Origin of the sequence: Marinactinospora rubrisoli (assembly GCF_042664915.1) — a bacterium.
In the GTDB taxonomy this organism is placed as follows: domain Bacteria; phylum Actinomycetota; class Actinomycetes; order Streptosporangiales; family Streptosporangiaceae; genus Marinitenerispora; species Marinitenerispora rubrisoli.
This window is the reverse complement of record NZ_JBHTBH010000005.1, coordinates 74619-99980: the sequence shown is the minus strand read 5'-3', so window position 1 is coordinate 99980 and position 25362 is coordinate 74619. Positions and strand designations below refer to the sequence as shown.

Below are 25362 nucleotides of genomic sequence, written 5' to 3'. Positions count from 1 at the left end.
AACACCACCACTGGGCAGTAGTGTGGAGTACGGACACGCAGCGTCCTGTCATCGGAAGGCGAACAATGCGACTGGAACGGCTCTCCGTGGCCTTCAGCGGGCCCGATCTCATCGCCATAGCCCGGCGCCTGTGGGCGCTCGAACTGTGGGGTGACGTGATACTGCCCCAGGAGGTTCGGGTCGACCAGAAAGGTGTTCCGGTCACGGCCGACTGGATTGAGCGATACGTGGATGCCGGACAGACGGTCGCCGCATTCCTCGATGACCAGCACCACTATGACCTGATCATCCACACGGACGGTGTCGTCCACGCCACCTTCGACTTCGCTGACGGCCCGTCCGGCCTCCCTGCCTTCCTCGGCTCGATCCCCTTCGAAGTCGCCTCCTTTGGAACCCGCCACGACGAGTGGATCGGCGATCCAGACCCTTACTACGCGGCCGGGTTCGGCAACCACCACCTACCACACGGGTGGGCCTGCGCCTTTCGAGGGGAAGGCCACCGCAATCTGGTCTCCCGGCGTTGGCTCGAGACCGGCCCGTGGCGAGTCCTGCGGGGGCCGCACGACACCACGCTCGTGCAGTTCCACGACCTCAGCCTCGACGCGGAAGCCGCCCTTGATCAGGCGGTACCCGCCCACGAACACATGGGGATCTCTCCAAAGGGCGGCTACCTCCAGACACCGTACGTCTACCGCCACGATCTCAAGGGCCTCTACGACGAGAACCGCCACGTCCTGAAGATCGTCGTCCTCGGCCGCACCGTTCCGGCCGTCGAGATGCGCGACGCCTGCGCCGCCCGCCGCGACAACGCCCTCGGCCCGGACCGCCCCATCGACAACGTCGCCTTCATCTTCCCCGACCCGGAGGAAGCCCGCGCCCACCTCCCCCGGCTCTGGCCCTACGAGTTGGAGTGCTGGACCATCATCGACGGCGTCGAGACCCGCCTCGACACCGACCAGCCGCCGGAGGAGACCGGAACCTGACCGTGTTCCGCCATCGATTCGGCCGACGGCCGAGAAGAACCGGCGTTCGCCGGACGCGGCGGCGGGCGGCGCGATAGCGTCGGTCGCTGTTCCTGCCTCCTTGGCGCAGAGTGGTGAGGAACCGCGGCCCGGGCCGGTGTTCGTGCACCGGCCCGGGCCAGCCGTCGTACCCGCGTGCGGCGCCAAGGGCGGTCGGCCACCGTGGCGTCAGTCCGCCGCCCCGAACGCCAGTGACGCGAACGCGATCCCCGTCCGGGAGAGCACCACGTACAGGTCACGCGCCCCTTCGGCTCCGTTGAGCGGGGCCGTGACCTCCGTGAACGCGTACGGTTCGGCACAGACCGGCGTCTCGACGGTCCCCACGACCGGCCCGCTCAGCGGATCGTCCAACCGCAGCGTGATCGTCCCGCCCTCCGGCGCGTTCACCAGCAGCCGACACGATGTCGCTCCCGCCTCGAAGTCCACGTCCCGGAACGCCACCCACGCCGCGGGTTCCGTGCACCGCACCGCCTCTCCTCGCTCCCGGGTCACGGGGCACGGCGTCACCCCGTGGTACTCGTCGTGCCCGGTCGCCGCCCACGCCCCGGCGTACGGGTCCCGCGGCGGGATCACCTCTCCCGGGACGTGCAGGGGTGCCGACAGCCGGATGTCCCGCGAGGACCGTCCCACCTGGACCGTCCGCTGGGCCTCTTCCACCACGTACCGGTCGCGCGTCACGTCCCAGACCGCCAGCGCCGCCGCCTCGAACGCCACCTGAACCGTCCGGGTCTCCCCCGGCTCCAGCCGGACCCGGGTGAAGCCGCGCAGCTGGCGCAGCGGCTGCTTCACCCGCGAGGTGTGCTGGTGGGTGTAGCACTGCACCACCTCCTCCACGGCCCGCTCGCCCGGGTTGGCGAGGCGCACCGTCACCTCCACTCGGTCGCCGGTGGCGGTCACCTCGATGCCGAGGTAGTCGACCGTCCCGTAGCCGAGCCCGTGCCCGAACGGGTACAGCGGCGTGCCCAGGTAGTACAGGTACGTTGCGTCGTTGGCGATGATGTCGTAGTCGAACAGGTCGGGCAGTTCGGTGACCGAGCGGTACCACGTCTGGGTGAGCCGTCCGGCGGGCTCGGCGTCGCCGAACAGGACCTCGGCGAGGGCGTGGCCGTACTCCTGGCCGCCGTGCGCGGACCACACGATCGCCGGTACGTGCTCGTCGGCCCAGGTGATGCCGAACGGGTAGCCGCTGCTCAGGACGAGCACGGTCGCCGGGTTGACCGCGTGCACGGCGCGCAGCACCGTCTCCTGGGCGGCGGGCAGGTCGAGGTCGCGGCGGTCCTCGGTCTCGCGGCCGTTGACCAGCGGGTGGTCGCCCGCGACGACCACGGCGACGTCCGCGGACGCGGCCAGGGCGGCGGCCTCCGCGGCGCCGCTGCGCAGCAGGTCGACCGTGAACGGGGCCGCCGCGTCGGCGTCGGCGGCCAGCCGGAGCACCCCGTCGCCGGCCACGGTGACGTAGCGGCCGGTCGCGATGTGGAAGAGGACGATCGCGCCGTCAGGGCGTTCCTGGGCACGGAAGGTCTGCCGGACCTCCCAGCCATTGGGGCCGGGCTGGTCGTTGACGAGGACGTCGTCGCCGTTCTCCGAGACGTAGCGGCCGTCCGCCACGGCGCGCAGTGCCCAGGCGCCACCCCAGTCGAACACGTCGAAGGCGATGGAACCGTCCACGTCGGCGCCGCCGGGGGCCAGGGTCAGTGGCCGGCCGTCGCCGCGGGCCGTGACGTACCCGCCGCCGTGCCGCAGCGCGATCCGGTCGGCCGCCTCGCAGAACACGGTCTCGGCCCGCTCGGCGATGCCGGCGCGGGCGGTGACGGCGTAGGGCAGTGTTCCGCTGTACCAGTCCTCCTGGAGGGTGTCGCCGAGCTGCCCGATGACCGCGATCCGGCGCGGGGCGCGCAGGGGCAGCAGACCGTCGTTCTTCAGCAGCACGATGGCGCGCCGCGCCGCCTCACGGGCGAGGTCCTGGTGGGCGGGGTCGGGGACGGCGCCCACTGGCTCGCCGTTCCACGGGTCGGGGTCGAACTCGCCCAGCCGGAAGCGGATCGACAGGACGTGCCGGACCGCCGCGTCGACGTCGGCCTGGTCGAGCAGGCCGTCGTGCAGCGCCTGGCGGAGGTGGGAGAGCGTGGGTTCGGGGCGTCCGTCGTCCTGGGTGAAGCTGTCCAGGCCGGCGCGGACGGCGTGTGCGTAGGCGTGCGGCGGGTCGGGGTGGAAGCGCTGGAGTTCGGCGATGTTGCCGGGCGCGTAGGCGTCGCTGACCACGAGGATCGGCCCGGGGGCGGCAACGCGCAGCACGTCGGCGATGAGGGGGCTGAGGTGCGCCGGGCGGCCGTTGACCAGGTTGTACGACGGCATGACGGCGACGGCCGCGCCTGCGCGCAGGGCGGGCAGGTAGGCGGGCAGCTCGTACTCCCACAGCACGCGGGGCGGCAGGTTGCTGGAGGTGGTGCAGCGGTCGGTCTCGTTGTTGTAGCCGAGGAAGTGCTTGAGCGTGGGCGCGGTGCGCAGCCGCCGCGGGTCGTCGCCGGCCAGCCCGCGGGCGTAGGCGGTGCCGAGCACGCCGGTGAGCCATGGGTCCTCGGCGTAGCCCTCTTCGTTGCGGCCCCAGCGCGGGTCGCGCAGCGGGTTGACGACCGGGGACCACACGTTGCGGCCGGCGAGGGCGGGCTCCTGGCGGTGCCGGGCGACGACCTCGGCGGCGGTGGCCGCGCCGACCCTGCGCAGCAGGTCGGGGTCCCAGGTGCTGGCCAGGCCGACGGCCTGCGGGAACACGGTGGCGGGGCCGCACCAGGCGAGTCCGTGCAGCGCCTCGGTGCCGGTGCGGAACTCGGCGATGCCGAGGCGGTCGATGGGCGGCTGGTACTGGTGCAGCAGCGCGACCCGCTCTTCGGGGGTGAGCCGGGCGAGGAGGTCGGTGATCCGGTCCTCGAAAGGAAGGTCGGGGTCGCGGAACGGGTGCGTGGCGGAAGCGGCGGGCAGGTCGGTGGGCGCGGGTTCGGTCACGGTGGCCTCCTTGGTGGAGCGGTTGGTGAACCTGGGCTCCCGGCGCCCGGAGCGAGCCGGGGTGGCTGGTGGTCTAACGCCTGCCCGCGAAGGCCGGGGCGACCTGGAGGTTCGGATCCGCGCGGCGGCCGGTCACCCCCTGGCGGGGCGGGGAGATCGGGCGACCGTCCGGGGTGGTCCCGCGATCGCGCACAGGGTTCGTCGCTGTGGCCGGCGCTCTGGCCCCGGCGACGGCGGACGCTCGCCGGCCCACGCCGGCCGAGTCCGCGTGCGGTTCCGAGCGCGCCGCCGGCCGCCGGTATTCGTCCCCGCGCCGTTGACCGTTCGGGCGCCGTGATTCAGCCATGGCGGATCCCGGGCCGCGGCGGGGTCCCAGAGCGCGTGACGGAGCGTCCCACGACGTCCGGCGGCTGGGCGCCCACGCCGCAAGCGACTCCGGCTCCGGGCCGCTGCCATCGCTTACGGCGAGCATTTCGCGTGCCTGCCCGGTCGGACCGGATGACCATCGGCCCGAGCCGGGGACACAGCGTTCTCTCGACGGCCGGCCCCTCCGCGATGGGACGCACCGCCACGAGACGGCCGGGCGGGCACTCCCTCGGCGCTGGCCGCCCGGCCGGCTTGACTCAGCCATTGAACGTCTTCTCGATCGTGGCGGGCACCGGAGCACGCGAAGCTGTGCCCCACAACGCCCGGCACCACTCCCCCTCCGGACGCCCCACCAGTCGCCTGCGTCGGCCCGGCCCGGTCCCGCGTCGTTCCCGTCGTGCCGTCCGCCTTGTTGACCTGGCTGCTTCCACCGCCCGCGGTGGGTCGGCTGCCGGCCAGCGGCTTTGGCCCGAAGACGGGTGGGCCGGCACGCTCCGAGGGCGGAAGTGCGGAGCGCCGGAGGGCACTGCTGTGAGACGGCGCAGCGTTCGCCCTCTCGGCGTCGATCGTCCGGGCGGCCGGGGCTCAGCCATCGCGGGTCTCCTCGGTCGTGGCGGGCGGAGCAGCACGCGAAGCACCGCCACAGCCGCATTTCGATCCATAGCGCCGACTATTTGCTCAATTTCCGATCAATTTCGATCTGAATCGTGCACGTGTTTCGGGTTCAGGTCAAGAGCCGCGGCTGCACCGCCCCGGCCGCCGACCACAGATGGTCACCGGGCAGCCGCCCTCCCTCCACCACGTCGAGGATCCAGCCGGCCGCGCCGAGCGCGGCGGCGTCCCGGCCGAGCGTCGAGGCGACCACGCGGCGGCCGTCGACGTCGGCCTCCTGCTCCCGCAGGACGGCGTGCACCCCCGGCAGCAGCCACGGGGCGAGCGGGGCGTAGTGCCCGCCCAGGACCACGACGGCCGGGTCCAGCACGCGGAGCAGCACCGCGACGCCGCCGCCCAGGTCACGTCCCGCCGCCGCGAGGGCGTCCAGCGTGGGGCGGTCGCCGGCGTGGGCGCGGGCGACGGCCGCGTCGATCCGCTGGTCCACGTCGACCGGCGCGCCCTTCGTCTGTGCCACGGCCTCGGCTCCCGGGGGCGTGGCGCGGCGGGCGACGGCCGCGGCACCGGCCACCGCCGTCAGGCAACCGCGCCGGCCGCAGGCACACGCCGGGCCGGCCGGGTCGACCACCAGGTGGGCGATGTCGCCGCTGCGGCCGAGGCTGCCGCGGTGCGGCGTCCCTCCGAGGACCAGACCGGCGGCCGGGGCCGGGTCCGCGGTGAGGTACACCAGGTCGGCGACCCCGGCGTGCGGCCCGAAACGGCGCTCGGCCAGCACCGCGAAGTCGGCGCCGCGGCCGGCCTCCACCGGGAAGGTGGGGGCCTGCAGCGCCGCGGCGAGGTCGGTGGCGAAGCCGGGCCCTGCCCCGGTGCCGTCGGCGAGTGCGACGGCGAGGCCGAGCACGGTGCGGCCGTCCTGGTCGGCGCGGGTGACGACGCGGCGGCCGAGCGCGGCGACCGTGGTCACCAGGCGGGTGCGGGCTTCCGGCGGGAGTGCGCGCCGCCAGGACAGCAGGGTGCGGCCGGTCAGGTCGACGGCGATCGCGGTCAGGTGCTCGGCGGCCACCTCGACGCCGATGGCGGCGTAGGAGGCGCCGTCCAGCGTGAGCATGACGGCCGGGCGGCCGACGCGGTTGCCGGCCATGCCGACCTCGCGCAGCAGCCGGCGTTTCAGCAGCTCGGAGACGAGGCTGGAGACGGTGGTCTTGTTCAGCCCGGTGGCCGCCGCGATGTCGGCGCGGGAGCAGGGCGCCTGCTCGCGCACGCAGCGCAGCACGACGGCGAGGTTGGTGCTGCGGACGTCGGCGGCGTCCACACGTTGCGGGTCCGTGGGCGGTGTGATCACTGTGGGCCCTGTCTGGGTCGGCCGGTCGCGGTGGCCCGTGACCACCGTGCGGGTGCGGGGACGTGGTCCGGCGGGCCGGGAGTACCGGCGGCGGCCACCACCTGGGTGCTTGTGGCGCAGATCACCCATCGAGTAATTTGTTTGTCGGGCTTGCAAACTAATTCTACCGGAGCTTGATCGACCCCACACCCGGCCTTCCGCCGTGCCAGCGAAGGAACTCGCCATGTCCCCCAGGCCACCATTCCCGGCGCCCAGCCGCCGCCGCTTCCTCGGACTCGCCGGCGCCTCCACCGCGGCCGCGCTCTCGGGCGGGCTGCTCGCCGGCTGCGCCCCCGACGGCCCTCGCCCCGGCACCGGGTCGGCCGCCGGCGTCGACCGGCTCGACGCCCTCATCCCCGACCACATCCCGTTCGCCGGGCCGGCCCCTGACATCCCCGGGGTCGACGGCGCACCCGACGGGTTCACCGCCTACCCCGACCCGCTGGCGCGCGCCCTGGACGGCGGCTCGCGCGGCAGCGGCGGCCACTACCGCGCGATGACCCCGCTATGGGGTCCCATCCCCCCGGGCCTGGGCAGCAACTCGCATTACGCGCTGGTGAACGAGCGCATGGGCGCCACCGTGGAGTTCAACTTCCAGGACGGCAACACCATCATCGACAAGATGAACGCGGTGATCGCGGCCCGTGACGTCGCCGACATCACCATGGTCCCCGACTGGCTCATCAACCTCATCCCGCAGTTCGGCCGGGCGGTCGGCGAGCTCTTCGAGGACCTCACGCCCTACCTGGCCGGGAACGCGGTCGAGCCGTACCCGATGCTCGCCAACCTCTCCAGCGACGCCTGGAAGTGGGGGGTCTTCAACGAGCGGCTGCAGGGCATCCCGTTGCCGGCCCAGCCGTTCTCCCAGTGGCTGTTCTACCGCCGCGACCTGTTCGAGCAGCACGACTGGCCGCTGCCGAGCACCGCCGAGGAGCTGTTCGAGCTCGGCCAGGAGATCAACGACCCCGACAACAACCGCTGGGCGTTCGGCGACTTCTCGCTCGTCGCCCGCCAGTTGTTCGGCGCCCCGCGCGAGTGGCGGTACGAGAACGGCGAACTGGTCCACCAGTTCGAGACCCCGGAGTTCCGGGCCACCGTGGAGTTCATGCGCCGGGTGTTCGACGCCGGGCTGGTCCACCCGGACCTGGTCGGGGGCGGGGGCAACAGCAAGGAGCTGCTCAAGTCCGGGCGCACCGTCATCGACCAGGACGGTTTCGGCGGCTGGACCGAGGCCTACCAGGACGTGCTGCCGGAGAACCCCGACTACCGGATGGACCTGCTCCCGGCGTTCGGCCACGACGGCGGCGCCCCCGTGCTGCACCGCAACGACCCCTCCGAGCACACGGTCTTCATCCGGAAGGGGCTGGAGCCCGAGCAGATCGAGGAGATCCTCAGCGTCTGCGACTACTGCGCCGCCCCGTTCGGCACCGAGGAGTACGTGACCTACCGCTACGGCGCCGAGGGCGAACACTTCGAGTTCGACGGCGACGGCGCCCCGCAGCTGACCGAACTCGGCCAGCGGGAGGTCTCCAACGGCTACCTGTTCATCAGCGGGCGCCCGCCGGCCATCACCGAGAGCCAGTACCCCGACTACGTCGAGTCGTTCACCACCTGGTACAACGACGCCGCCCAGTACGCCGGGCCGAACCCGTTCGAGGGGATCCGCATCCAGCGGCCCACCGACTACGCCGGCCTGGAAACCCCCACCACGGACAAGGTGAACGACGTCATCCGGGGCCGGCGCGACGTCGGCGCCCTGGACACGATCGTGCGGGAATGGCGCCGCGACGGCGGTGACGCGGCCCGCGAGTTCTACCTGCAGGTCCTGCAGGACAACGGCCGTGCCTAGCCGCCGGGGCGCCGGGGGCACCGCCGAGGCACCCCACGTCTCCCCCGCGCCGCGCCCGTCCGGGCGCGGCACCGGCCGCCGCGCACGGGCCGCCGACGGGCCGCCGCGCCCCCGCCGCCGCGCGTCGCTGAGGGCGCGGCTGCGCCGCGACTGGCAACTGCTGCTCATGACGGTGCCGGCGGTCGGGCTGCTCGCGGTGTTCCACTACGTCCCCACGGCCGGCAACGTCATCGCGTTCCAGGACTACAACCCGTTCGACGGCTTTCTCGGCAGCCCGTGGGTGGGGTTCGACAACTTCTACTGGCTGTTCACCGACGTCTCGTTCTGGCACGCCACCGGCAACACGTTGCTGATCACCGCCGTGCAGCTCGTGTTCTACTTCCCGATCCCCATCGGGCTGGCGATCCTGCTGGACAGCGTCATGTCGCCCCGGATCCGGCTGGCGCTGCAGAGCATCGTGTACATGCCGCACTTCTTCTCGTGGGTGCTGGTGGTGACGCTGTTCCAGCAGATCATCGGCGGCGCCGGGCTCCTCTCACAGCTGCTGCGCAGCAACGGGTTCGAGGCGCTGGACATCATGACCAACCCCGACGCCTTCCTGCTCGTGGTCACCGCGCAGACGGTGTGGAAGGACGCCGGCTGGGGGACGATCATCTTCCTGGCCGCGCTGGCGGCCATCAACCAGAACCTGTACGAGGCGGCGGCCGTGGACGGCGCCGGACGCTGGCGGCGCATGTGGCACATCACGCTGCCGGGGCTGCGGCCGGTCATCGTGCTGCTGCTCATCCTGCGGCTCGGCGACGCGCTCAACGTCGGATTCGAGCAGTTCTTCCTGCAGCGCGACGCGTTCGGCGCCCAGGCGGCCGAGGTGCTCGACACGTTCATCTACCACCGCACCCTCGTCACCGGCGCCTACAGCTATGGAGCGGCGGCCGGCCTGGTCAAGGGCGTGGTGGGGCTGATTCTCATCCTGGTGGCCAACAAGGTGGCGCACCGGCTGGGCGAACATGGGATCTACCGGCGGACATGACAGCGAGAACACACCCCCAGCGCCCGGTATGGGCGGAGACTCCGGGCATCCTGGGCCGTACCGGCAAGGGCGTCGCCCTGGTCGCCATCGCGCTCGTGGTGGTCCTGCCGATCTACGTGGTCGTGCTGACCAGCCTCTCCCCGGCCGAGAGCATCAACCGGGCCGGCGGGCTGGTCCTCGTGCCCGACGGACTCAGCTTCGCCGCCTACACCGAACTCTTCGCCGGCGGCGTGGTGACGCGGGCGGTGCTGGTCAGCCTCGGCGTCACCGTCGTGGGCACGGCGGTCAGCCTCGGCGCCACGGTGCTGGCCGCCTACGGGCTGTCCCGGCCGGGCTCGCTGTGGCACCGGCCGCTGCTGTTCACCGTGCTGCTGACCTTCCTGTTCGGGCCCGGCATGATCCCGCTCTACCTGCTGGTCAGCTCACTGGGGCTGATCGACAGCTACTGGTCGCTGATCCTGCCGGCGGCGGTCAACGCGTTCAACGTCGTGGTCATGCGGGCGTTCTTCATGAACATCCCCGCCGAGATCGGGGACAGCGCGCGGGTCGACGGTGCGAGCGAGTGGCGGATCCTCACCCGGCTGGTGCTGCCGATGTCCAAGGGCGTCACCGCCGTCATCGGCCTGTTCTACGCGGTGGGGTACTGGAACGCCTTCTTCAACGCGGTGCTCTACATCAACGACAACAGCAGGTGGCCGCTGCAGGTGATCCTGCGGCAGTACGTGCTGCAGCAGCAGTCGATCACCGCGGGATCACTGGTGGACCCCTCCACGGCCACGGCGCTGCCGCCCAACCTCGCCATCCAGATGGCGATCGTGGTGGTCGCGCTGGTGCCGGTGACCCTCGTGTACCCGCTGGTGCAGCGGCACTTCACCAAGGGCGTCATCATCGGCGCGGTCAAGGGCTGAACCGGCGGGGAAGCACATGGCGGGGCGGAAGGAGACGGGCGTGACGGTTCCGGGCGCACCCGAGACCGGCTACTGGTACGGCGGCGACTACAACCCCGAGCAGTGGCCCGAGGAGGTACGGCGCGAGGACATGGCGCTGATGCGCCGGGCCGGCGTCACCCTGGCGACCGTGGGCGTGTTCTCCTGGAGCCTGCTGGAGCCCGAGGAGGGCCGGTACGACTTCGGCTGGCTGGACCGGGTGCTCGATGACCTGCACGCCAACGGGGTCCGGGCGGCACTGGCCACCCCGACGGCCTCGCCGCCGCCCTGGTTCGGGCCGGCCTACCCCGACGCGCTGCCGGTGACCGCCGACGGCGTGCGCCTCACCCACGGTAGCCGCGACACCTACTGCGTCTGCGCGCCCGCCTACGCCGTGGCGTCCCGCCGGATCGCCCGCGCGCTGGCGGCCCGCTACGGCCGCCACCCGGCGCTGGCCCTGTGGCACGTGCACAACGAGTACGGCACCTGGTGCCACTGCGATCACGTGGCGCGGGCCTTCCGGACCTGGCTGCGCGACCGCTACGGGGCGCTGGCCGCGCTCAACGAGGCGTGGACCACCGCATTCTGGAGTCAGCGCTACGCGGACTGGGACCAGATCCAGCCGCCGCGCGCCACCCAGTACCTGCCCAACCCGGCGCACCGGCTCGACTTCCGCCGTTTCCTGTCCGACGCGATGCTCGGCCACTACCGCGCGCAGCGCGACGTGCTGCGCGCCGCGGCGCCGGGGGTGCCCGTCACCACGAATTTCGCGTACGGCGGATGGGTGCCGGTGGACCCGTGGACGTGGGCGGAGCACCTGGACCTGGTGGCGGTCGACCACTACCCGGACGAGACGGGGCTCGCGGCGGCGGAGCAGACGGCGTTCGCCGCCGACCTCGCCCGGTCGTGGGCGGGCCGACGGCCCTGGCTGCTGATGGAGCAGGCGGCCGGGGTCACCTACACGGCGGGCGGCCGGACCCGCCCGAAAGCCGCGGGCGAGCTGACCCGGCACAGCCTGGCCCACCTGGCGCGGGGTTCGCGCGGCGCGATGTTCTTCCAGTGGCGGGCGTCACGGGGCGGTGCCGAACAGTGGCACGCCGGGATGGTCCCGCACGCCGGGCCGGATTCGCGGGTCTTCCGGGAGGTGTGCGCGCTGGGCGGACTGCTGCCGCGGCTGGCGGCGGCGCGGGACGCCGATGTCGCCACCGGCGCCGCCGTGCTGTGGGACCCGGAGTGCTGGTGGGCACTGGACGCTCCGTCGCTCCCGTCGTCGGGGATCGACTACCTCGCGGCGGTACGGCAGGCGCACCGGGTGCTGTGGCGGGCGGGGTGCACCGTGGATTTCGCGGCGCCCGTCCGGGAGGAGGGGCGGCCGTTGGGGGTGTCCGCGCCGTTGCTGGTCGTACCGGCGCTGTACCTCGCCTCCGACGCCACGGCGCGGGCGCTGACCGAGTACGTCGCGGCCGGCGGGACGCTGGTCGCCGGGTACCTCAGCGGCGTGGCCGACACATTCGGGAGGGTGCGGACCGGCGGCTACCCGGGGGCGCTGCGGGACCTGCTGGGCGTCCGGGTGGAGGAGTTCCATCCGCTCGGCCCGGAGGAGTCGGTGCCGCTGGCCGTGGACGCGGGGCGGCCGGAACTGGGTGCGGGCTCGGACTGGAGCGAGCGGGTGCACTTGGCCGGTGCCGAGGCGGTGGCCGGGTACGCGGCGGGGCCGCTCGCCGGGCTGCCGGCCGTCACCCGGCACCGGCACGGCGCGGGCACCGCGTGGTACGTGTCGACCCGGCTGTCCGACGACGCCTTCGGGCGGCTGCTGGGTCTGGCCGCCCCGCACGTGGCCGGGGCGCCCGGCGCGGGCGCGGTCCCGGCGGGTGTGGAGGTGGTGCGCCGCCATCGGGACGGGACGGCGTGGGTGTTCGTGCTCAACCACACCGAAGCCGCGCACCGCCTCGACGTCGAGGGGCTGGGCCTGCGCCGCGGCGCCCGGGATCTGGTCTCCGGGGCGCCGGCCGAGGGCCTGCGGCTCGCGGCGGGCGGGGTGGCGGTGCTGGAGGGGCGGCCGCTCGCCTAGGGCCGTTGAGCGGTCCGGCGGCGCCGGTGCGACCGGACCGCCCTGGGCCGTCGGCGCCCAGGGGGCCGGGCCTGCGGGACGGGAGAGGTCACCCGCAGTGCCCGAAGGGACCGTGGTGGCCGGTGGAGCCGACCGCGCCGCCCCAACGGAGGCAGGTGGCGCGGGCCTGCGCGCGGACCGGACCGGCGTGGTGGGCGATGTTCCCGGAGTCGGTCGCCCGGCCACGTCCCTGAACCTCCAGGTGGGCCGACGTCGCCGTCGCGGTACCGACGGAGGTGTTCTTGGGGTGACCACGCAGTCGCCGCCGTTGACGGAGGTGTTCGGCAGCCGGCCGGTCCCGGCCGACCGATTGCGGCCGAGCCGATCACGCGGGACCCCGGGGCGCACACCTCCTGCGGCGGATACGGGTCGGCGCCGATGTTGCGCGAGGTCAGGTGCACTCGCAGGTGGGCGCAGTAGGTGCGCCACCCGCCGCCGTGGTCGTTGACGACGAGGCCGCCGTACCCGTTGACGGGTCCCTGGTGGGGAACGGTGATGACCCGGCCGCCCGCGGCGGCGACCACGGTGTCGCCGAGGTCGGTTTCGGCTGCGCCACTGCGGTTGAAGTCGAGCCCGTAGGACCGGTGCGCGCCGCTGTTGCCGGAGCCGCCGTGCCGGCCCTGCCCGGCGGGGAACGGGAGCCGAAAGGCGGGGCACGCGCCGGTGGCCTGAGCCGGGGCGGCACCGGCAGCGAGTCGCTCGGTTCGCATGGGGCCGGCGTCGTGGTGGCGGCTACCCACCGGGGTACATCTTCCCAGCGAAGCCACAAATCCCGACAAATGACGGTAATCCCACCAACCGTCCATTACTGAACGGTAACGTCGTGCCCCACATCCCCCAGATGCGGTCGGAGGACAGAACATGTCGCGTCCGGAGTTGAGATTCGAGATCCTCGGCCCCCTACGCGTTCACGTCGACGGCGCCGGCACCCGGGTGAGCGCCGTCAAGCCCCGTATGCTGCTCGGCACCCTGTTGCTGCACGCGAACCGCACGGTGCCGCTCGACACCATCGTGGAGGCCTTGTGGCCGGACCGGCCGCCCGCCTCCGCCGTGGCCAACGTCCGCACCTACGCCAGCGCTCTGCGCACCGCGCTGGGCGGGTCGGACCGCATCCGCGCCGGATCCGCCGGATACACGATCCGGGTCGAGCCCGCCGAACTCGACCTGCACGCGTTCAACGACCTCGTCCGGCAGGCCGAGTCGGCCCGGGATCGGGCCGACCACGAGACGGCGCTCGGCCTGCTGCACCGGGCGCTGTCCCGCTGGCGCGGCCGCCCGCTGGCGGACCTGCCGGCCAGCCCCGTGTGGGAGGGCGACGTCGGGCGGCTCATGGAGCGGCGGGTGAGCATCGCCGAGGAGCTCGGAGCGCTGCAGCTCTCCCTCGGCCGGCACGCCGCCGCGATCGCCCCGCTGCGGGCGCTGATCGCCGAACATCCCTTCCGGGAGCGGCTGTGGCTGCAGCTCGTTCTCGCGCTGTACGGCAGCGGCCGGCGCGCCGAGGCCCTGAGCGCCTACGCCGAAGTGCGGCGCATGCTCAACGACGAACTCGGCGTGCAGCCGTGCGCCGAGCTGCGCCAGGTGCACGAGGCCGTCCTCGCCGGTGAACCCGCCGCCGCCACCGTCACCGCGGCGCTGACCACCGTGCTGCCCGAGGCGCTGCCCCCGGTCTGCCAGCTTCCCCCCGATCTGCCGGACTTCCAGGGCCGCACCGAGCTCGTGCACGACCTGCTCCGGCTCGGCGCCGACCGGCAGCGCGGCCCCGCCGTCGCGGTCGTGGCCGGGCCGCCCGGGGTCGGAAAGTCCACCCTGGCCACCCACGTCGCCCACCACCTGCGCGACCGGTTCCCCGACGGGCAGCTCTACCTCGATCTCGGCGGGACCACTCCGGAACCGGCCGCGCCCGCCGAACTGCTCGCCGACCAGCTCCGCGCCCTCGGGGTGGCCGGCCGCAGCATCCCGGCCGGCCAGTCCGGTCGCGCCGCCATGTACCGCGCCCGGCTGGCCGGACGCCGCATGCTCCTGTTACTGGACGACGCGGGCGGCACCGAGCAGATCCTGCCCCTGCTCCCCTCGGCGCCGGGGTGCGCGGTCCTCGTCACCAGCCGACGGCGCCTCACCGACCTCCCCGGAGCCCGGCTCGTGGACCTCGACGTCCTCACCCCCGACGCCGGCACCGCCCTGCTCGCCGCCATCGCCGGACCCGAGCGGGTCGCGCGGGAGCCGGAGGCCGCGGCGGCGATCGTCGCGTCCTGCGGCGGACTGCCGCTGGCGATCCGGCTGGCCGGCGCCAAGGTGGCCGGGCGGCACGGGTGGCCGCTGCGGGTGCTCGCCGAGCGTCTGGCCGACGAGTCGCGGCGGCTCGGCGTCCTGGGGGTCCGGGCCAGCTTCGCGGCGAGCCTCCGGTCGCTGCCGCCGCCCGCCGCGAGCGTGTTCCGGCTGCTGGGCACGCTGGAGGAGATGCCCGCGACCCCCAGCTGGACGATCGGCGCGCTCCTGGACCGTCCCGGGTCCGACGACGTCCTGGACACCCTGGTCGACGCGAACCTCATCCACCCGGTCGGCGTGGACGAGCTCGGCCAGCCGCGGTACACGATGCACGACCTGCTCCGGCTCTACGCCCGCGAGGTCGCCACCGAGCCCGGCGACACCGGGCACCGCCGGAACGCCGTGCGCCGTGTGGTCGGCGGCTGGCTGTCGCTGACCGACATGGCCAACACCGGGCTGCCCGTGAGCCCCTTCGTCCCCGGTCTCACCGGCGCGCCCCGCTGGCAGGTGGAGCCGACCGTCGCCCGGCGGCTCGCCCAGCGGCCACGGGCCTGGTTCGACGCCGAGCGCCGCTCGCTCGTCGCGGCCGTAGGCCAAGCCGCCGCCGTCGGCCTGGCCGCGTCGGCGTGGGAGCTCGCGGTCTCCCTCGTGCCGTACTTCGACCTGCGAGCGCACTACGACGACTGGCGGCGCACCCACCGGGTCGCCCTGGCCGCCGCCCGCACGGCCGGGCTGCACCGCGGCGAGGCCGCCCTGCTGCGCGGGCTCGGGCAGTTGCACATCTACCGCGACGAGTTCGACGACGCCGTGCGGAACTTCCGGCGCTCCCAGGAACTGTTCGCCGCGGAGGGCGACGAGCACGGCGAGGCCATCGCCACCAGCGGCCTGGCCACGGTGGCGCGGTTCCAAGGGCGTTTCTCCGAGGCGCTGGAGGACTACTATCGCGCCCTCGCCGGATTCCTCGCGGTCGGCGACCAGCACGGCGAGGCGGTGGCCCGCACCGCCATCGGCCGGGTGTGGCGCGCCCTGGACGATCACGGCCAGGCGATGACGTGGCTCACCGCCGCGCTGCACCTCACCCAGGTCATCGGCGACCGGCACCGCGAGGCGCACGTGCTGCACGAGATCGGCCTGCTGCACCGCGACGACGGCGCGACCACGGCGGCCATGACCCGGTTCCGTGCGGCGCTGGGCATCTTCGAGGAGATCGGCGACACGGAGGGGGTGGCGGAGGTCCTGGGGGACATCGGGCGGCTGACGAGTGAGCGGTGAGCAGCGGTAGATAGGGGCAGGGACGCTCATCCCCGCTCAGCCGGTCGGCGGCGCTATATGCGACACCATTGCAGACCATGGCGATTCTGCGAAACGTTCACGAAGTCAGTGTTACCGAAGCAGCCAGACGCGGTGTCGCGGGCATCGTCAGCGATGCGGAGAACGGTGCCATGATCGTCGTCACCCGGCGACACGAGCCTGTCGCCGCAGTGGTCGGATATGCGCGCCTGGCAGAACTCGAACAAGCCGAAGAGGACTTGCGGGACCTCGCACTGGTCATGGCGCGAGCCGCCACCGACACCGGCGAGCGGATCCCTTTCGAAGATGCGATGAAGGCATTCGGGCTTACGAAGGAGTCACTCGAAGCGCACCCTGACGAGGACGATCGATGGTAACCCTTTACCTCACCGTGGAGGCCATGGACGACCTCCGGCGCATCAGCGCGGATGCCGCCCCGCAAAGTAATGACGAAATTGTATTTGCTTCATGAGAATCCGGAGGCAGGACAACCACTGGGGGCGATCTGCCCGGATATCGCATGCTCGTTGTCGGCCGGAACACTTGGCGGGTCACCTACCGCATTGGTGCCGACAAAACAGTCGAAATCTGCGAAATATGGGCCGTAGGTGCCAGAGCGCTCCCCCGGACCGGCCTGCGCCCTGCCGGTGGGATCAGTTGCCGGCCCGCCCGGCGGGGCGCAGCCGCGGGTAGGTGCGCTCCAGGTAGTCGCGCTCGGACTCCGTGATGGGGTCGACGTAGCTCGATGACCACGGAATCGGGCATGGCCCGCTGTGCTGGAGCTCGGGGCACAGCACCAGGTTGAGCCGCTGCCGGATTTCGTGGCCCTGCGCCTCGGGGAGGAACATCCCGACCCGGATCTCGTGGACGGTGCGTTCGCCCGGGTCCTCGCCCGGGTGCTCGGCGTGCCACTGGTCGGGAAGTTCGTCGTAGAACTCCGTCAGCGGCATATCGTCGGGGTCGGTGCCGTCGTCCTCTTCGACCACCTTGATGTCCCACGGCAGGGGGGCGCTCATGCTGCCTTCCTTCCGCAGCAGCGCGGAGAGGGCGGCGACGGTCTTCGCCACCCCGTCAGGGGTGGCGAAGACGCCGATCCGCGCCTCGAACAGATCGGCCTTGGCGGCCGGCCCATCCGTCACTAAGACCACCTCGGTTACTTGACCGACTTCACAGGCCGCGGTCAACGCGCGAAGACGAACGCGAACCATGCGAATGGTGGCCGAGCTGGGCCGCCGACCCCGCGACCTGGAATCTCAACGCACTGTTACCAAAAATCGACGTTCCGCGTCCAGGTATTTTCGTTCGGCCGGCCCACCCTGGCCGTCGCGTCGCGAGCGAGTTCCGTCCCGAGCGCCGGATCACTCGGACACGCGGCCGGGTCTCCCCTCCAACTCCCCCAGGTACGCCTCCGCCGCGTCGATCTCGGCCTCCGAGAAGACCCGGACCCCATGGTCCGCGAGCAGCCGCGCCGTCACCCCGTCGCCCGGCACCTTCGTGCCGCCGAACGTGCCGTCGCCCACCCGGTGCACACCGCAGGACGGGCTGCCCTCCTTGAGGATCGCCACCCGGATCCCGTGCCGACGCGCCGTCGCCAGCGCTCCCCGGGCGCCCGCCAGGAAGAACTCCGTGGCGTCCGCGCCGGTGTCGGTGACGATGTGGGCCGTGCCGGCCAGCACGTCCCGTGCGGTGGCGCCGGGCTCGATCTCGGCCGGTGGGCGCGGAACCAGGAGGCCGCCCGAGACCTCCGGGCAGAAGGAGACGAGTCTGCGCTCGCGGCGCCAGCGTTCGAAGGCCGGGTGCGCGGTGGGCTTGGCTCGCCCGTCGAAGCGCACCGGCTGGCCCATCAGGCAGGCGCTGACCAGGATCCGTTCCACTCTCCCCACCTCCCGGGCCCACGATAGCCGCGCGCCCGCCCGGTGGACCGGACGGGCGCGGAGGCTGTGGAGGACCGCAGGGCGGGTCAGCGCTTCCAGTCGGGGCGGGTGCTGCCACGCGACGCCTTGGTTCCGCCGCCCTTCTTCTCCCGGATCCGCATGGAGAGCTTGACCGGACTGCCCTCGAACCCGAAGTCCTCCCGCAGCCGCCGCTCGATGAACCGGCGGTAGTTGTCCTCCAGGAACCCGGTCGTGAACAGCACGAAGTGCGGAGGCCGGGTGTCGGCCTGGGTGGCGAACAGGATCTTCGGCTGCTTACCGCCGCGCACCGGCGGCGGAGTCGCCGCCACCAGCTCCTTCAGCCAGGTGTTCAGCCGCCCGGTGGGGATCCGGGTGTCCCACGAGGCGAGGCCGGTCTCGATCGCGGGCACCAGCTTCTCGACGTGCCGGCCGGTCCGGGCGGAGATGTTCACGCGCGGCGCCCACCGCACCCGGCCGAGCTGCCGGTCGATCTCCTTCTCCAGGTAGTACCGGCGGTCCTCGTCCAGCAGATCCCACTTGTTGAAGGCCAGCACCAGCGCGCGGCCGGAGTCCACGACCTGCTCGATCACGCGGATGTCCTGCTCGGCCAGCGGCTCGCTCACGTCCAGGAGCACCACCGCGACCTCGGCCCGCTCCAGTGCGGTGCCGGTGCGCATGGTGGCGTAGTAGTCGGCCCCCTGCAGAGCGCGGAACCGGCGGCGGATGCCGGCGGTGTCGATGAACTTCCAGGTCCGGCCGCCCAGTTCGATGAGCTCGTCCACCGCGTCCCGCGTGGTGCCGGCCACCGCGTCCACGACCACCCGGTCCTCACCGGCCAGCCGGTTCAGCAGGCTGGACTTGCCCACGTTGGGCCGCCCGATGAGCGCGATCCGGCGCGGACCGCCCTCCTCCTCCAGCGTCTCCGGCGGCGCCTCCTCGGGCAGCGCGTCCAGCACCGCGTCGAGCAGGTCACCGGACCCGCGCCCGTGCAGCGCGCTGACCGGGTACGGCTCGCCGACACCGAGGTTCCACAGCTCCAGCGCGTCGGAGTCCTGCAGCGCGCCGTCCACCTTGTTGGCGGCCAGCACGACCGGCCGCCGGGTGGCGCGCAGCACGCGGGTCACGGCCTCGTCGGCGTCGGTGATGCCCACGGTCGCGTCGACCACGAACAGGATGACGTCGGCGGTCTGCGCGGCGTACTCGGCCTGACGGGCGACCATCGCGGCCAGCCCGCTCGCGCTGGTCTCCCAGCCGCCGGTGTCCACGAGGGTGAACTCGCGGCCCCGCCACGTGGCGTCGTAGGCCACCCGGTCCCGGGTGACACCGGGAACGTCCTCGACGACCGCCTCGCGGCGGCCGATGATCCGGTTCACCAGTGACGACTTGCCCACGTTGGGCCGCCCCACGACGGCCACCACGGGCTTGACCGTGACGTCGTCGGCGGCGTCGCGCTCTTCGGCGACGCCCGCCAGGACGTCGGTTCTCTCGCTCATTCGGAAATCTCCCGGTCGCAATGCCCCCACGCGCCCAGGATGCGTGCCGTGGGGATTGGTCAGTGTGTGCCCCGCGGGCAACGCGCGTGCGCCGTCGTTACAGCGCGGGGGTACGCGCTCCGGCCTCGTCGGCCAGCTTCACCACGAGCGCGATGACCTCGTCAAGGGACAGGCCGGTGGTGTCGAGCTCCATCGCGTCCGCCGTCTGCGTGAGCGGGGACGCCGCCCGGCTGGAGTCGAGCTGGTCGCGGCGGGCCAGATCGGCCTGGGTCGCCGCGACATCGCTCGACCGCACTTCCCTGCTCCGCCGCTGCGCCCGCATCTCGGCGCTCGCGGTCAGGAAGATCTTCACCGGAGCGTCCGGGGCGACGACGGTGGTGATGTCGCGACCCTCGACGACGATGCCCGCCGACTCCTCCCGCGCCTCGTCGATGATCTGGCGCTGGCGGGTGACGAGCAGCTCCCGCACCGCGGGTACGGCGCTGACGGCGCTCACGTTGGTGGTGACCTCTTGAGTCCTGATCGCCTGGGCCACATCCACGCCGTCCACCTGGACGGTGGGGGCGTCCGGATCGGTGCCCAGGGTGATGACCGGACGCGATGCCGCGTCCGCGACGGCTGCCGCGTCCTCGACATCGACCTGGTGGCGCAACATCCACCACGTCATGGCCCGGTACATCGCTCCGGTGTCGAGGTACCTCAGCTCCCGCGCGCGAGCCACGCCCTTGGCCGTGCTGGACTTGCCCGACCCCGAAGGACCGTCAATCGCGATGACGATGCCTTCGCCGTGACCCCGCTCGTTCACCGTGGCAACCTCTCCCCGGGTTGTTTCCATCTCATCCCAACGATCCAGGCTACAGGGGCGGGAACGGTACTCGGACCCTGTGGGGAAGGCCATTCCCGGCATCTGGCGGGGGATGCGGCGGCGGAAGGGGAATCCCCGCACACGCGGGGCGCACTGTAAGGGGCCTTGGCATCCTTGGACTTAACGAGGTTCATCCCCGCACACGCGGGGCGCACATCTCTCACCTGAGTGGTTCCGCCACCAGGGCGGGTTCATCCCCGCACACGCGGGGCGCACCCTTCCCGACCTGCCACTCTCCACCACCGTTACCGTTCCGCAACCAACCACGAGGGCGGCCTACGGATGCACCGACCACCCCCCGGCCGCCAGTGCCCGCGACAGCTGCTGCAGGCTGTCCGGCCGGACCGACAGCTGCGCCACACCGACGGGCAGCCCCGGTGAGTGGTCGATGCGCACGTCCTCGATGTTGACCCCCGCGTCCTCCGCCGCCGCAAAGAGGCGGGCGAGGGCGCCCGGCTCGTCCGGGATGACCACGGGCAGCACCGCGTACTCCGGCGTCCGGGCGCCGCCGTGCTTGCCGGGGATGCGGTCGCGCCCCTCCCGGCCGCGGGCGAGCAGGTCGCGGAGGGGGCCGGTCATGTCCTCGGGCCGGGTGCCGTCCGTGCGCAGGGCGGCGGCCGTGCCGGCGAGGTCGTGGGCGACGCCGGCCAGCACGTCGGCGACGGGCCGGGCGTTGTGCCGCAGGATCTCCACCCACAGGTCGGGGTCGCCCCCGGCGATGCGGGTGACATCGCGCACCCCTTGACCGGCCAGGGCGAGCGCCCTGGCGTCGCCGCCGAGCAGCCGGGCCGCCACCGCGGCGGCGGCCACGTGCGGGGCGTGGGAGACGAGGGCCACCGCGCGGTCGTGCTCTTCGGCGTCGAGCGTGATCGGGTCGGCGCCGCACAGCCGGGCGAGTTCGGTGACGACGGCGACCGCTCCGGCGTCGGCCTTGCCGGTGGGGCAGAGCGCCCACGAACGGCCGAGGAACAGGTCGGCGCGGGCCGCGCTCGGGCCCTGCTTCTCGCTGCCGCCCATCGGATGCCCGGGCACGAAGGTGGCGAGGTCGCAGCCGAGCCGGGCCGCCTCGGTGACGACGGAGTGCTTGACGCTCGCGGCGTCGGTGTAGACGTGGGCGAGGCCGCGGTTCTGCGCGGAGCGCAGCACCGCCGGGATGGCCTGCGGGGGCGCCGCGATGACGGCGATGTCGGCCGGACGGACGGGGCCTTCGGGGGACAGCGCGGTGCCGGCTCCGAGATCCTCGGCAAGGCGCACGACGGCGGGATCGCGGTCCGCGAGGGCCACCTCCACGCCGTGCTCGCGGAGGGCCAGGGCGATGGAGGTGCCGATCAGCCCGGCCCCCACCACCACCGCTCGCTCGATCACGGCCGCTGCTCCCCCGCTCCGAAGACGGACATGTCCTGTCGTCCCAGCGTAGAGCACGCGGAGGGGGCGCGGCGCCGTCGCGCCGCGCCCCCTCGGGCGGATGCGGCTACTGCGCGATGTCCAGGCGCAGGGCCTGTGCGCCGCGCAGGTACACGTGCTGCAGTTCCGAACGCGGCCGGTCGGTCTCGACGTGCGCCATCAGCCGCACCACACGGGGCAGCCCGTGCGGGACGGCGATCTCGGCGGCGCACATGAGCGGCACGTCGGTGAAGCCGAGCTTGCGGGCGGCGAGCGCCGGGAACTCCGCTCGCAGGTCCGGGGTGGCGGTGAAGAGCACGCTGATCACGTCGTCGGTCGTCAGCCGGTTGCGCTGCATGACCTCCGAAACCAGTTCGGCCGTCGCCTCCATGATGAGGTGCCGATCATCCGCGTCCACCTGGATGGCTCCGCGGACCGCCCGTACCGCCACGTTCGTCCCCTCTGCTGTCGGTGCTCCCGGCCGCCCGGCCGGGCTGATCACATTCCTGCGGCAGTGTAGAGCTCACTGACCTCCCGGGAGGTCAGTGCCCGCATCGTCCCTGCTTTGAGCGTGTTGAGACCGATCGGCCCGATCTGGGTCCGGGCGAGGTCGGACACCGGGTGGCCGACCGCCTCCATGAGGCGGCGGACGATGTGCTTGCGCCCCTCGTGCAGCTGGATCTCGACCAGCGACTTGGGGCCGGCGTCGTCGACCACGCGGAAGGAGTCGACCTCCACGGGACCGTCCTCCAGTTCCACGCCTTCGCGCAACTGCCGGACGACCTCCCGCGGCACCGGGCCGGGCACCATCGCGATGTAGGTCTTCACGATCCGGTAGCGCGGGTGGGTGAGGCGGTTGGCGAGCTCACCGTCGTTGGTGAGCAGGATCAGCCCCTCGGTCTCGGTGTCGAGCCGGCCGACGTGGAACAGGCGCTCCTCGGTCTGCCCGCAGTAGTCGGCGAGCGTGGGGCGGCCCTCGGGGTCCGACATCGTGCTGACCACGCCGCGCGGCTTGTTCAGCGCGAAGTACAGCAGGTCGGGGGCCGTGACGACCCGCATGTCGTCGACACGGATCTCCGACTTCTCCGGGTCGACCCGGGCGCCGAATCGGCGCACCACCTGGCCGTCGACGGTGACGCGGCCGAGGGCGATGAGCTCCTCGCTGGCGCGGCGGCTGGCGACGCCGGCCTGGGCGAGCGCCTTCTGCAGCCGGATGCCGCCGGGCACGTCGGCGTAGGTGTCGCGCGGCTCCTCGGAACGGTCGTCGTCGTTGGGGTCGTACTCTTCGCGCAGCGCGCGCAGCCGGGCGTGCGCGGCACGGGACAGGTCCCGCTCGGCACGGCGGTCGCCGCCGCGGGACTCGCCCGAGGCGGGTCCGCGCTCGGCCGGCCGGTCGCCGCCGCGCCGGTCCGGGCCGGAGCGTCCGGAGCCGCGCCCGCCGGGAGCGCGGTCGCGGCCGGGACGGCCGTCGCGGCCTCGATCGCCGTCGCGCGGGCCACGCTCGCGTCCACCGCGCTCGTCGCGGCGGCGGTATCCGCCGTCACGGGGTCCTTGATCACGCCCGCCGCGCTCGTCACGCTCGCGGTACCCGCCCGCGCGGGGCCCACGATCACGCCCGCCGCGCTCATCACGGTCCCGGTAGCCGCGTCCGTCGCGGTCCCGGTACCCGCCGTCACGAGGCCCGCGGTCACGCCCGCCACGCTCGTCACGGAAGCCGCGGTCATCGCGGTCACGGGGACGGCGCTCGTCGCGGCGGTCGCGGAAGCCTCCGTCCCGGTCGCGGCCCCGGTACCCGCCGCGATCGTCACGGTTCTGGTAGCCCCGGCCGTCGCGGTCCCGGTACCCGCCGTCACGAGGCCCGCGGTCACGCCCGCCACGCTCGTCACGGAAGCCGCGATCGTCACGGTCGCGGTGGCCGCGCTCGTCGCGGCCACGGTACCCGGAGCCCCGCTGGTCCCGGTCGCCCGGGCGTCCGCCGGAGCGGGTGTCGCGGTCGAAGCGGTCCCGTCCATAGGGGCGGCGGTCGTCGCGTGCGCCGCGCCGGTCATCGTCGCGGCCACGGCCACCGTCGCGGCCGTAGGAGCCCCGCCCGCCGCGGTCGTCGCGGTCCCGGTCGTCCCGATAGCGCCCGCCGTGGCGGCCGCGGTCGTCGCGCTGTTCCCCGAAACGTCCGCCGCCACGGCGGTCGCCGCCGTCGCGGTACTGCGGACGCTGCTGGCCGCGCCCACGGTTGGGTTCGCCGCGCTCACCGCGCGGGGTGGAGGTCCGACCGCGCTCACCGCGCTGGTCGTAGGAGCCCCGCTCGGCGCGGGGCCTGTCATTCTTACGTGGTGTGTTCACCGGTGTCGTCGAGACCTTCGATGTCGTCGGGCAGGAATGGTGCGAGATCGGGGAGTTCGTCGAGGCTGCGCAGGCCGAGCCGTTCCAGGAAGTAGCTGGTGGTGCGGTAGAGCAGTGCCCCCGACTCCGGGTCGTGGCCGGCCTCTTCGATCAGGCCCCTCAGTACGAGGGTACGCATAACGCCGTCACAGTTCACACCGCGGACCGCGGAGACCCGCCCGCGGGACACCGGCTGGCGGTAGGCGACCACCGCCACCGTCTCCAGCGCCGCCTGGGTGAGGCGCACCTCCTGTCCGTCCCGCAGGAAGTGCTCCACCACGTCGGCGCACTCCGGACGGGTGTAGAAACGCCACCCTTCGGCGACCTGGCGCAGATCGAACCCCCGTCCCTGCTCGGTGTACTCGCGGGACAGCTCGGCGAGCGTCGCGGCGACGGTCTCGACCGGCAGGCCGAACGCCCGCGCGATGTCGTACTCCGCCACCGGCTGGTCGACCACCATGAGCACGGCCTCCAGGTCGCGGCGCAACCGAGCGCGCTGTTCCTGCGGGCCGCCGGTATCCGCGGTCGCGCCGGTCGGCTCCTCCGTCGTGGTGGTCTCCCGCACGCTCACTCCGTCTCCCCGTTCCGCTCGGCCGGTTTCTGCTGCCCGTACTCATCGGCGACCGCGATGTCGCCCTGCTCGCTCCCGGTCCACGTGACGTGCAGCTCACCGAGCGGCTCCGGCTGCTCGAAGCCGACGTTGGCCGCGCGGTACAGCTCCAGCAGCGCGAGGAAGCGGGCCACGACCTCGAAGGTACCGGTGCAGTCGGCGGTCAGCTCGGCGAAGGTGAGCGTTCCGTGCTCGCGCAACGCCTGGACCACCAGGACACCCTGTTCGCGCACCGACGTCTTGGTCTGGTGGATGTGGGTCACCGGGACGCTCGGCGGCTCCTTGGGCGTGAGGGCGCGCGCCGCCAGGGCCGCGAACTCCTGCGGCCCGAGCTTGATGAACACGTCCGGCCGGGACTCGGCGAACCGCGGCTCCAGGGGCACGGCACGCGGGAACCGGCGCCCCTGGGCGGCGAGCCGGGCGGCGAAGACCGCGGCGGCCTCCTTGTAGGCGCGGTACTGCAGCAGCCGCGCGAACAGCAGGTCGCGGGCCTCCAGCAGGGCGAGGTCGGCTTCGTCCTCGATCTCGCCGCGCGGCAGCAGCCGCGCGGCCTTCAGGTCGAGCAGCGTGGCCGCGACCACCAGGAAGTGGCTGGCCTGGTCGAGGTCCCAGGAGTCGCCGTGCGCCTTGATGTAGGCGATGAACTCGTCGGTGACCTTGGAGAGCGAGACCTCGGTGATGTCCAGCTTGTGCTTGGAGATCAGCCCGAGCAGCAGGTCGAAGGGGCCCTCGAAGTTGTCGAGGTGCACCTGGAAGCCGCCTGCGGCGGACGCGTCCTCCGTCATGCGGAGCGGGTCGGGGTAGTCACGGTCATTCTTCTAGGGTGGCATCGCCTACGTGGCTGGGAACGAAGGAACCGCTGCGTGGCCGGGAACGGGGAACC

The 25362-nt window shown here is 73.0% G+C and carries 18 protein-coding genes; 7 read left to right on the top strand and 11 right to left on the bottom strand.

Annotated features, from left to right (window positions below):
* Positions 1–65 precede the first annotated feature (65 nt).
* Positions 66–983 (top strand): hypothetical protein, encoded by a 918-nt coding sequence (locus tag ACFQRF_RS11740; RefSeq protein ID WP_379871077.1) that lies wholly within the window; start codon positions 66–68, stop codon positions 981–983.
* Positions 984–1190: 207 nt separating this feature from the next.
* Here the strand turns inward: ACFQRF_RS11740 and ACFQRF_RS11735 are convergent, their stop codons facing one another.
* Both ACFQRF_RS11735 and ACFQRF_RS11730 read right to left on the bottom strand, forming a co-directional pair.
* Complete coding sequence (locus tag ACFQRF_RS11735) at positions 1191–4025, bottom strand: glycoside hydrolase family 3 C-terminal domain-containing protein (RefSeq protein WP_379871076.1); 2835 nt, start codon at positions 4023–4025, stop codon at positions 1191–1193.
* Positions 4026–5115: 1090 nt separating this feature from the next.
* Positions 5116–6345, bottom strand: coding sequence for an ROK family protein (locus ACFQRF_RS11730; protein WP_379871075.1), 1230 nt, complete (start codon positions 6343–6345; stop codon positions 5116–5118).
* Positions 6346–6568: 223 nt separating this feature from the next.
* Between ACFQRF_RS11730 and ACFQRF_RS11725 the strand changes: the two genes are divergently transcribed.
* From ACFQRF_RS11725 to ACFQRF_RS11700, 6 genes are all read left to right on the top strand, one after another.
* Entirely contained in the window at positions 6569–8233 is a 1665-nt protein-coding gene (locus ACFQRF_RS11725; RefSeq protein ID WP_379871074.1) for an extracellular solute-binding protein, read from the top strand.
* On the top strand, positions 8226–9263 hold the full coding sequence (locus ACFQRF_RS11720; protein ID WP_379871073.1) for an ABC transporter permease: 1038 nt from the start codon (positions 8226–8228) through the stop codon (positions 9261–9263). The genes ACFQRF_RS11725 and ACFQRF_RS11720 overlap by 8 nt, the downstream gene beginning before the upstream one ends.
* The gene (locus ACFQRF_RS11715) at positions 9260–10171 is read left to right on the top strand and encodes a carbohydrate ABC transporter permease (protein ID WP_379871072.1); all 912 of its coding nucleotides are present in this window, start codon (positions 9260–9262) and stop codon (positions 10169–10171) included. Before ACFQRF_RS11720 ends, ACFQRF_RS11715 begins: the two co-directional genes overlap by 4 nt.
* Before the next feature lie 40 nt (positions 10172–10211).
* Positions 10212–12260, top strand: coding sequence for a beta-galactosidase (locus ACFQRF_RS11710; RefSeq protein ID WP_379871071.1), 2049 nt, complete (start codon positions 10212–10214; stop codon positions 12258–12260).
* 900 nt (positions 12261–13160) lie between these two features.
* Positions 13161–15836, top strand: coding sequence for an AfsR/SARP family transcriptional regulator (locus tag ACFQRF_RS11705; protein WP_379871070.1), 2676 nt, complete (start codon positions 13161–13163; stop codon positions 15834–15836).
* A 77-nt stretch (positions 15837–15913) separates the two neighbouring features.
* Positions 15914–16231, top strand: a complete 318-nt coding sequence (locus tag ACFQRF_RS11700) for a type II toxin-antitoxin system prevent-host-death family antitoxin (RefSeq protein WP_379871069.1) — start codon at positions 15914–15916, stop codon at positions 16229–16231.
* 276 nt (positions 16232–16507) lie between these two features.
* Here the strand turns inward: ACFQRF_RS11700 and ACFQRF_RS11695 are convergent, their stop codons facing one another.
* The 9 genes from ACFQRF_RS11695 to ACFQRF_RS11655 all read right to left on the bottom strand — a co-directional run bounded on the left by ACFQRF_RS11695 (position 16508) and on the right by ACFQRF_RS11655 (position 25264).
* Complete coding sequence (locus tag ACFQRF_RS11695) at positions 16508–16993, bottom strand: hypothetical protein (protein WP_379871068.1); 486 nt, start codon at positions 16991–16993, stop codon at positions 16508–16510.
* 219 nt (positions 16994–17212) lie between these two features.
* On the bottom strand, positions 17213–17728 hold the full coding sequence (locus ACFQRF_RS11690; RefSeq protein WP_379871067.1) for a 2-thiouracil desulfurase family protein: 516 nt from the start codon (positions 17726–17728) through the stop codon (positions 17213–17215).
* Positions 17729–17814: 86 nt separating this feature from the next.
* Positions 17815–19242: a ribosome biogenesis GTPase Der gene (gene der, locus ACFQRF_RS11685; protein WP_379871066.1), complete on the bottom strand. Its 1428-nt coding sequence runs from the start codon at positions 19240–19242 to the stop codon at positions 17815–17817.
* A gap of 97 nt (positions 19243–19339) precedes the next feature.
* Positions 19340–20047, bottom strand: coding sequence for a (d)CMP kinase (gene cmk / locus ACFQRF_RS11680; protein ID WP_379871065.1), 708 nt, complete (start codon positions 20045–20047; stop codon positions 19340–19342).
* A gap of 336 nt (positions 20048–20383) precedes the next feature.
* Positions 20384–21469: a prephenate dehydrogenase gene (locus tag ACFQRF_RS11675; RefSeq protein ID WP_379871387.1), complete on the bottom strand. Its 1086-nt coding sequence runs from the start codon at positions 21467–21469 to the stop codon at positions 20384–20386.
* Between the two features lie 109 nt (positions 21470–21578).
* The gene (aroH, locus tag ACFQRF_RS11670; protein ID WP_379871064.1) at positions 21579–21941 is read right to left on the bottom strand and encodes a chorismate mutase; all 363 of its coding nucleotides are present in this window, start codon (positions 21939–21941) and stop codon (positions 21579–21581) included.
* A gap of 47 nt (positions 21942–21988) precedes the next feature.
* Positions 21989–23830, bottom strand: coding sequence for a pseudouridine synthase (locus ACFQRF_RS11665; RefSeq protein WP_379871063.1), 1842 nt, complete (start codon positions 23828–23830; stop codon positions 21989–21991).
* Positions 23814–24440, bottom strand: a complete 627-nt coding sequence (gene scpB / locus ACFQRF_RS11660) for an SMC-Scp complex subunit ScpB (protein ID WP_379871062.1) — start codon at positions 24438–24440, stop codon at positions 23814–23816. Before scpB ends, ACFQRF_RS11665 begins: the two co-directional genes overlap by 17 nt.
* Complete coding sequence (locus ACFQRF_RS11655; RefSeq protein ID WP_379871061.1) at positions 24437–25264, bottom strand: segregation and condensation protein A; 828 nt, start codon at positions 25262–25264, stop codon at positions 24437–24439. The genes scpB and ACFQRF_RS11655 overlap by 4 nt, the downstream gene beginning before the upstream one ends.
* Between the last annotated feature and the right edge of the window lie 98 nt (positions 25265–25362).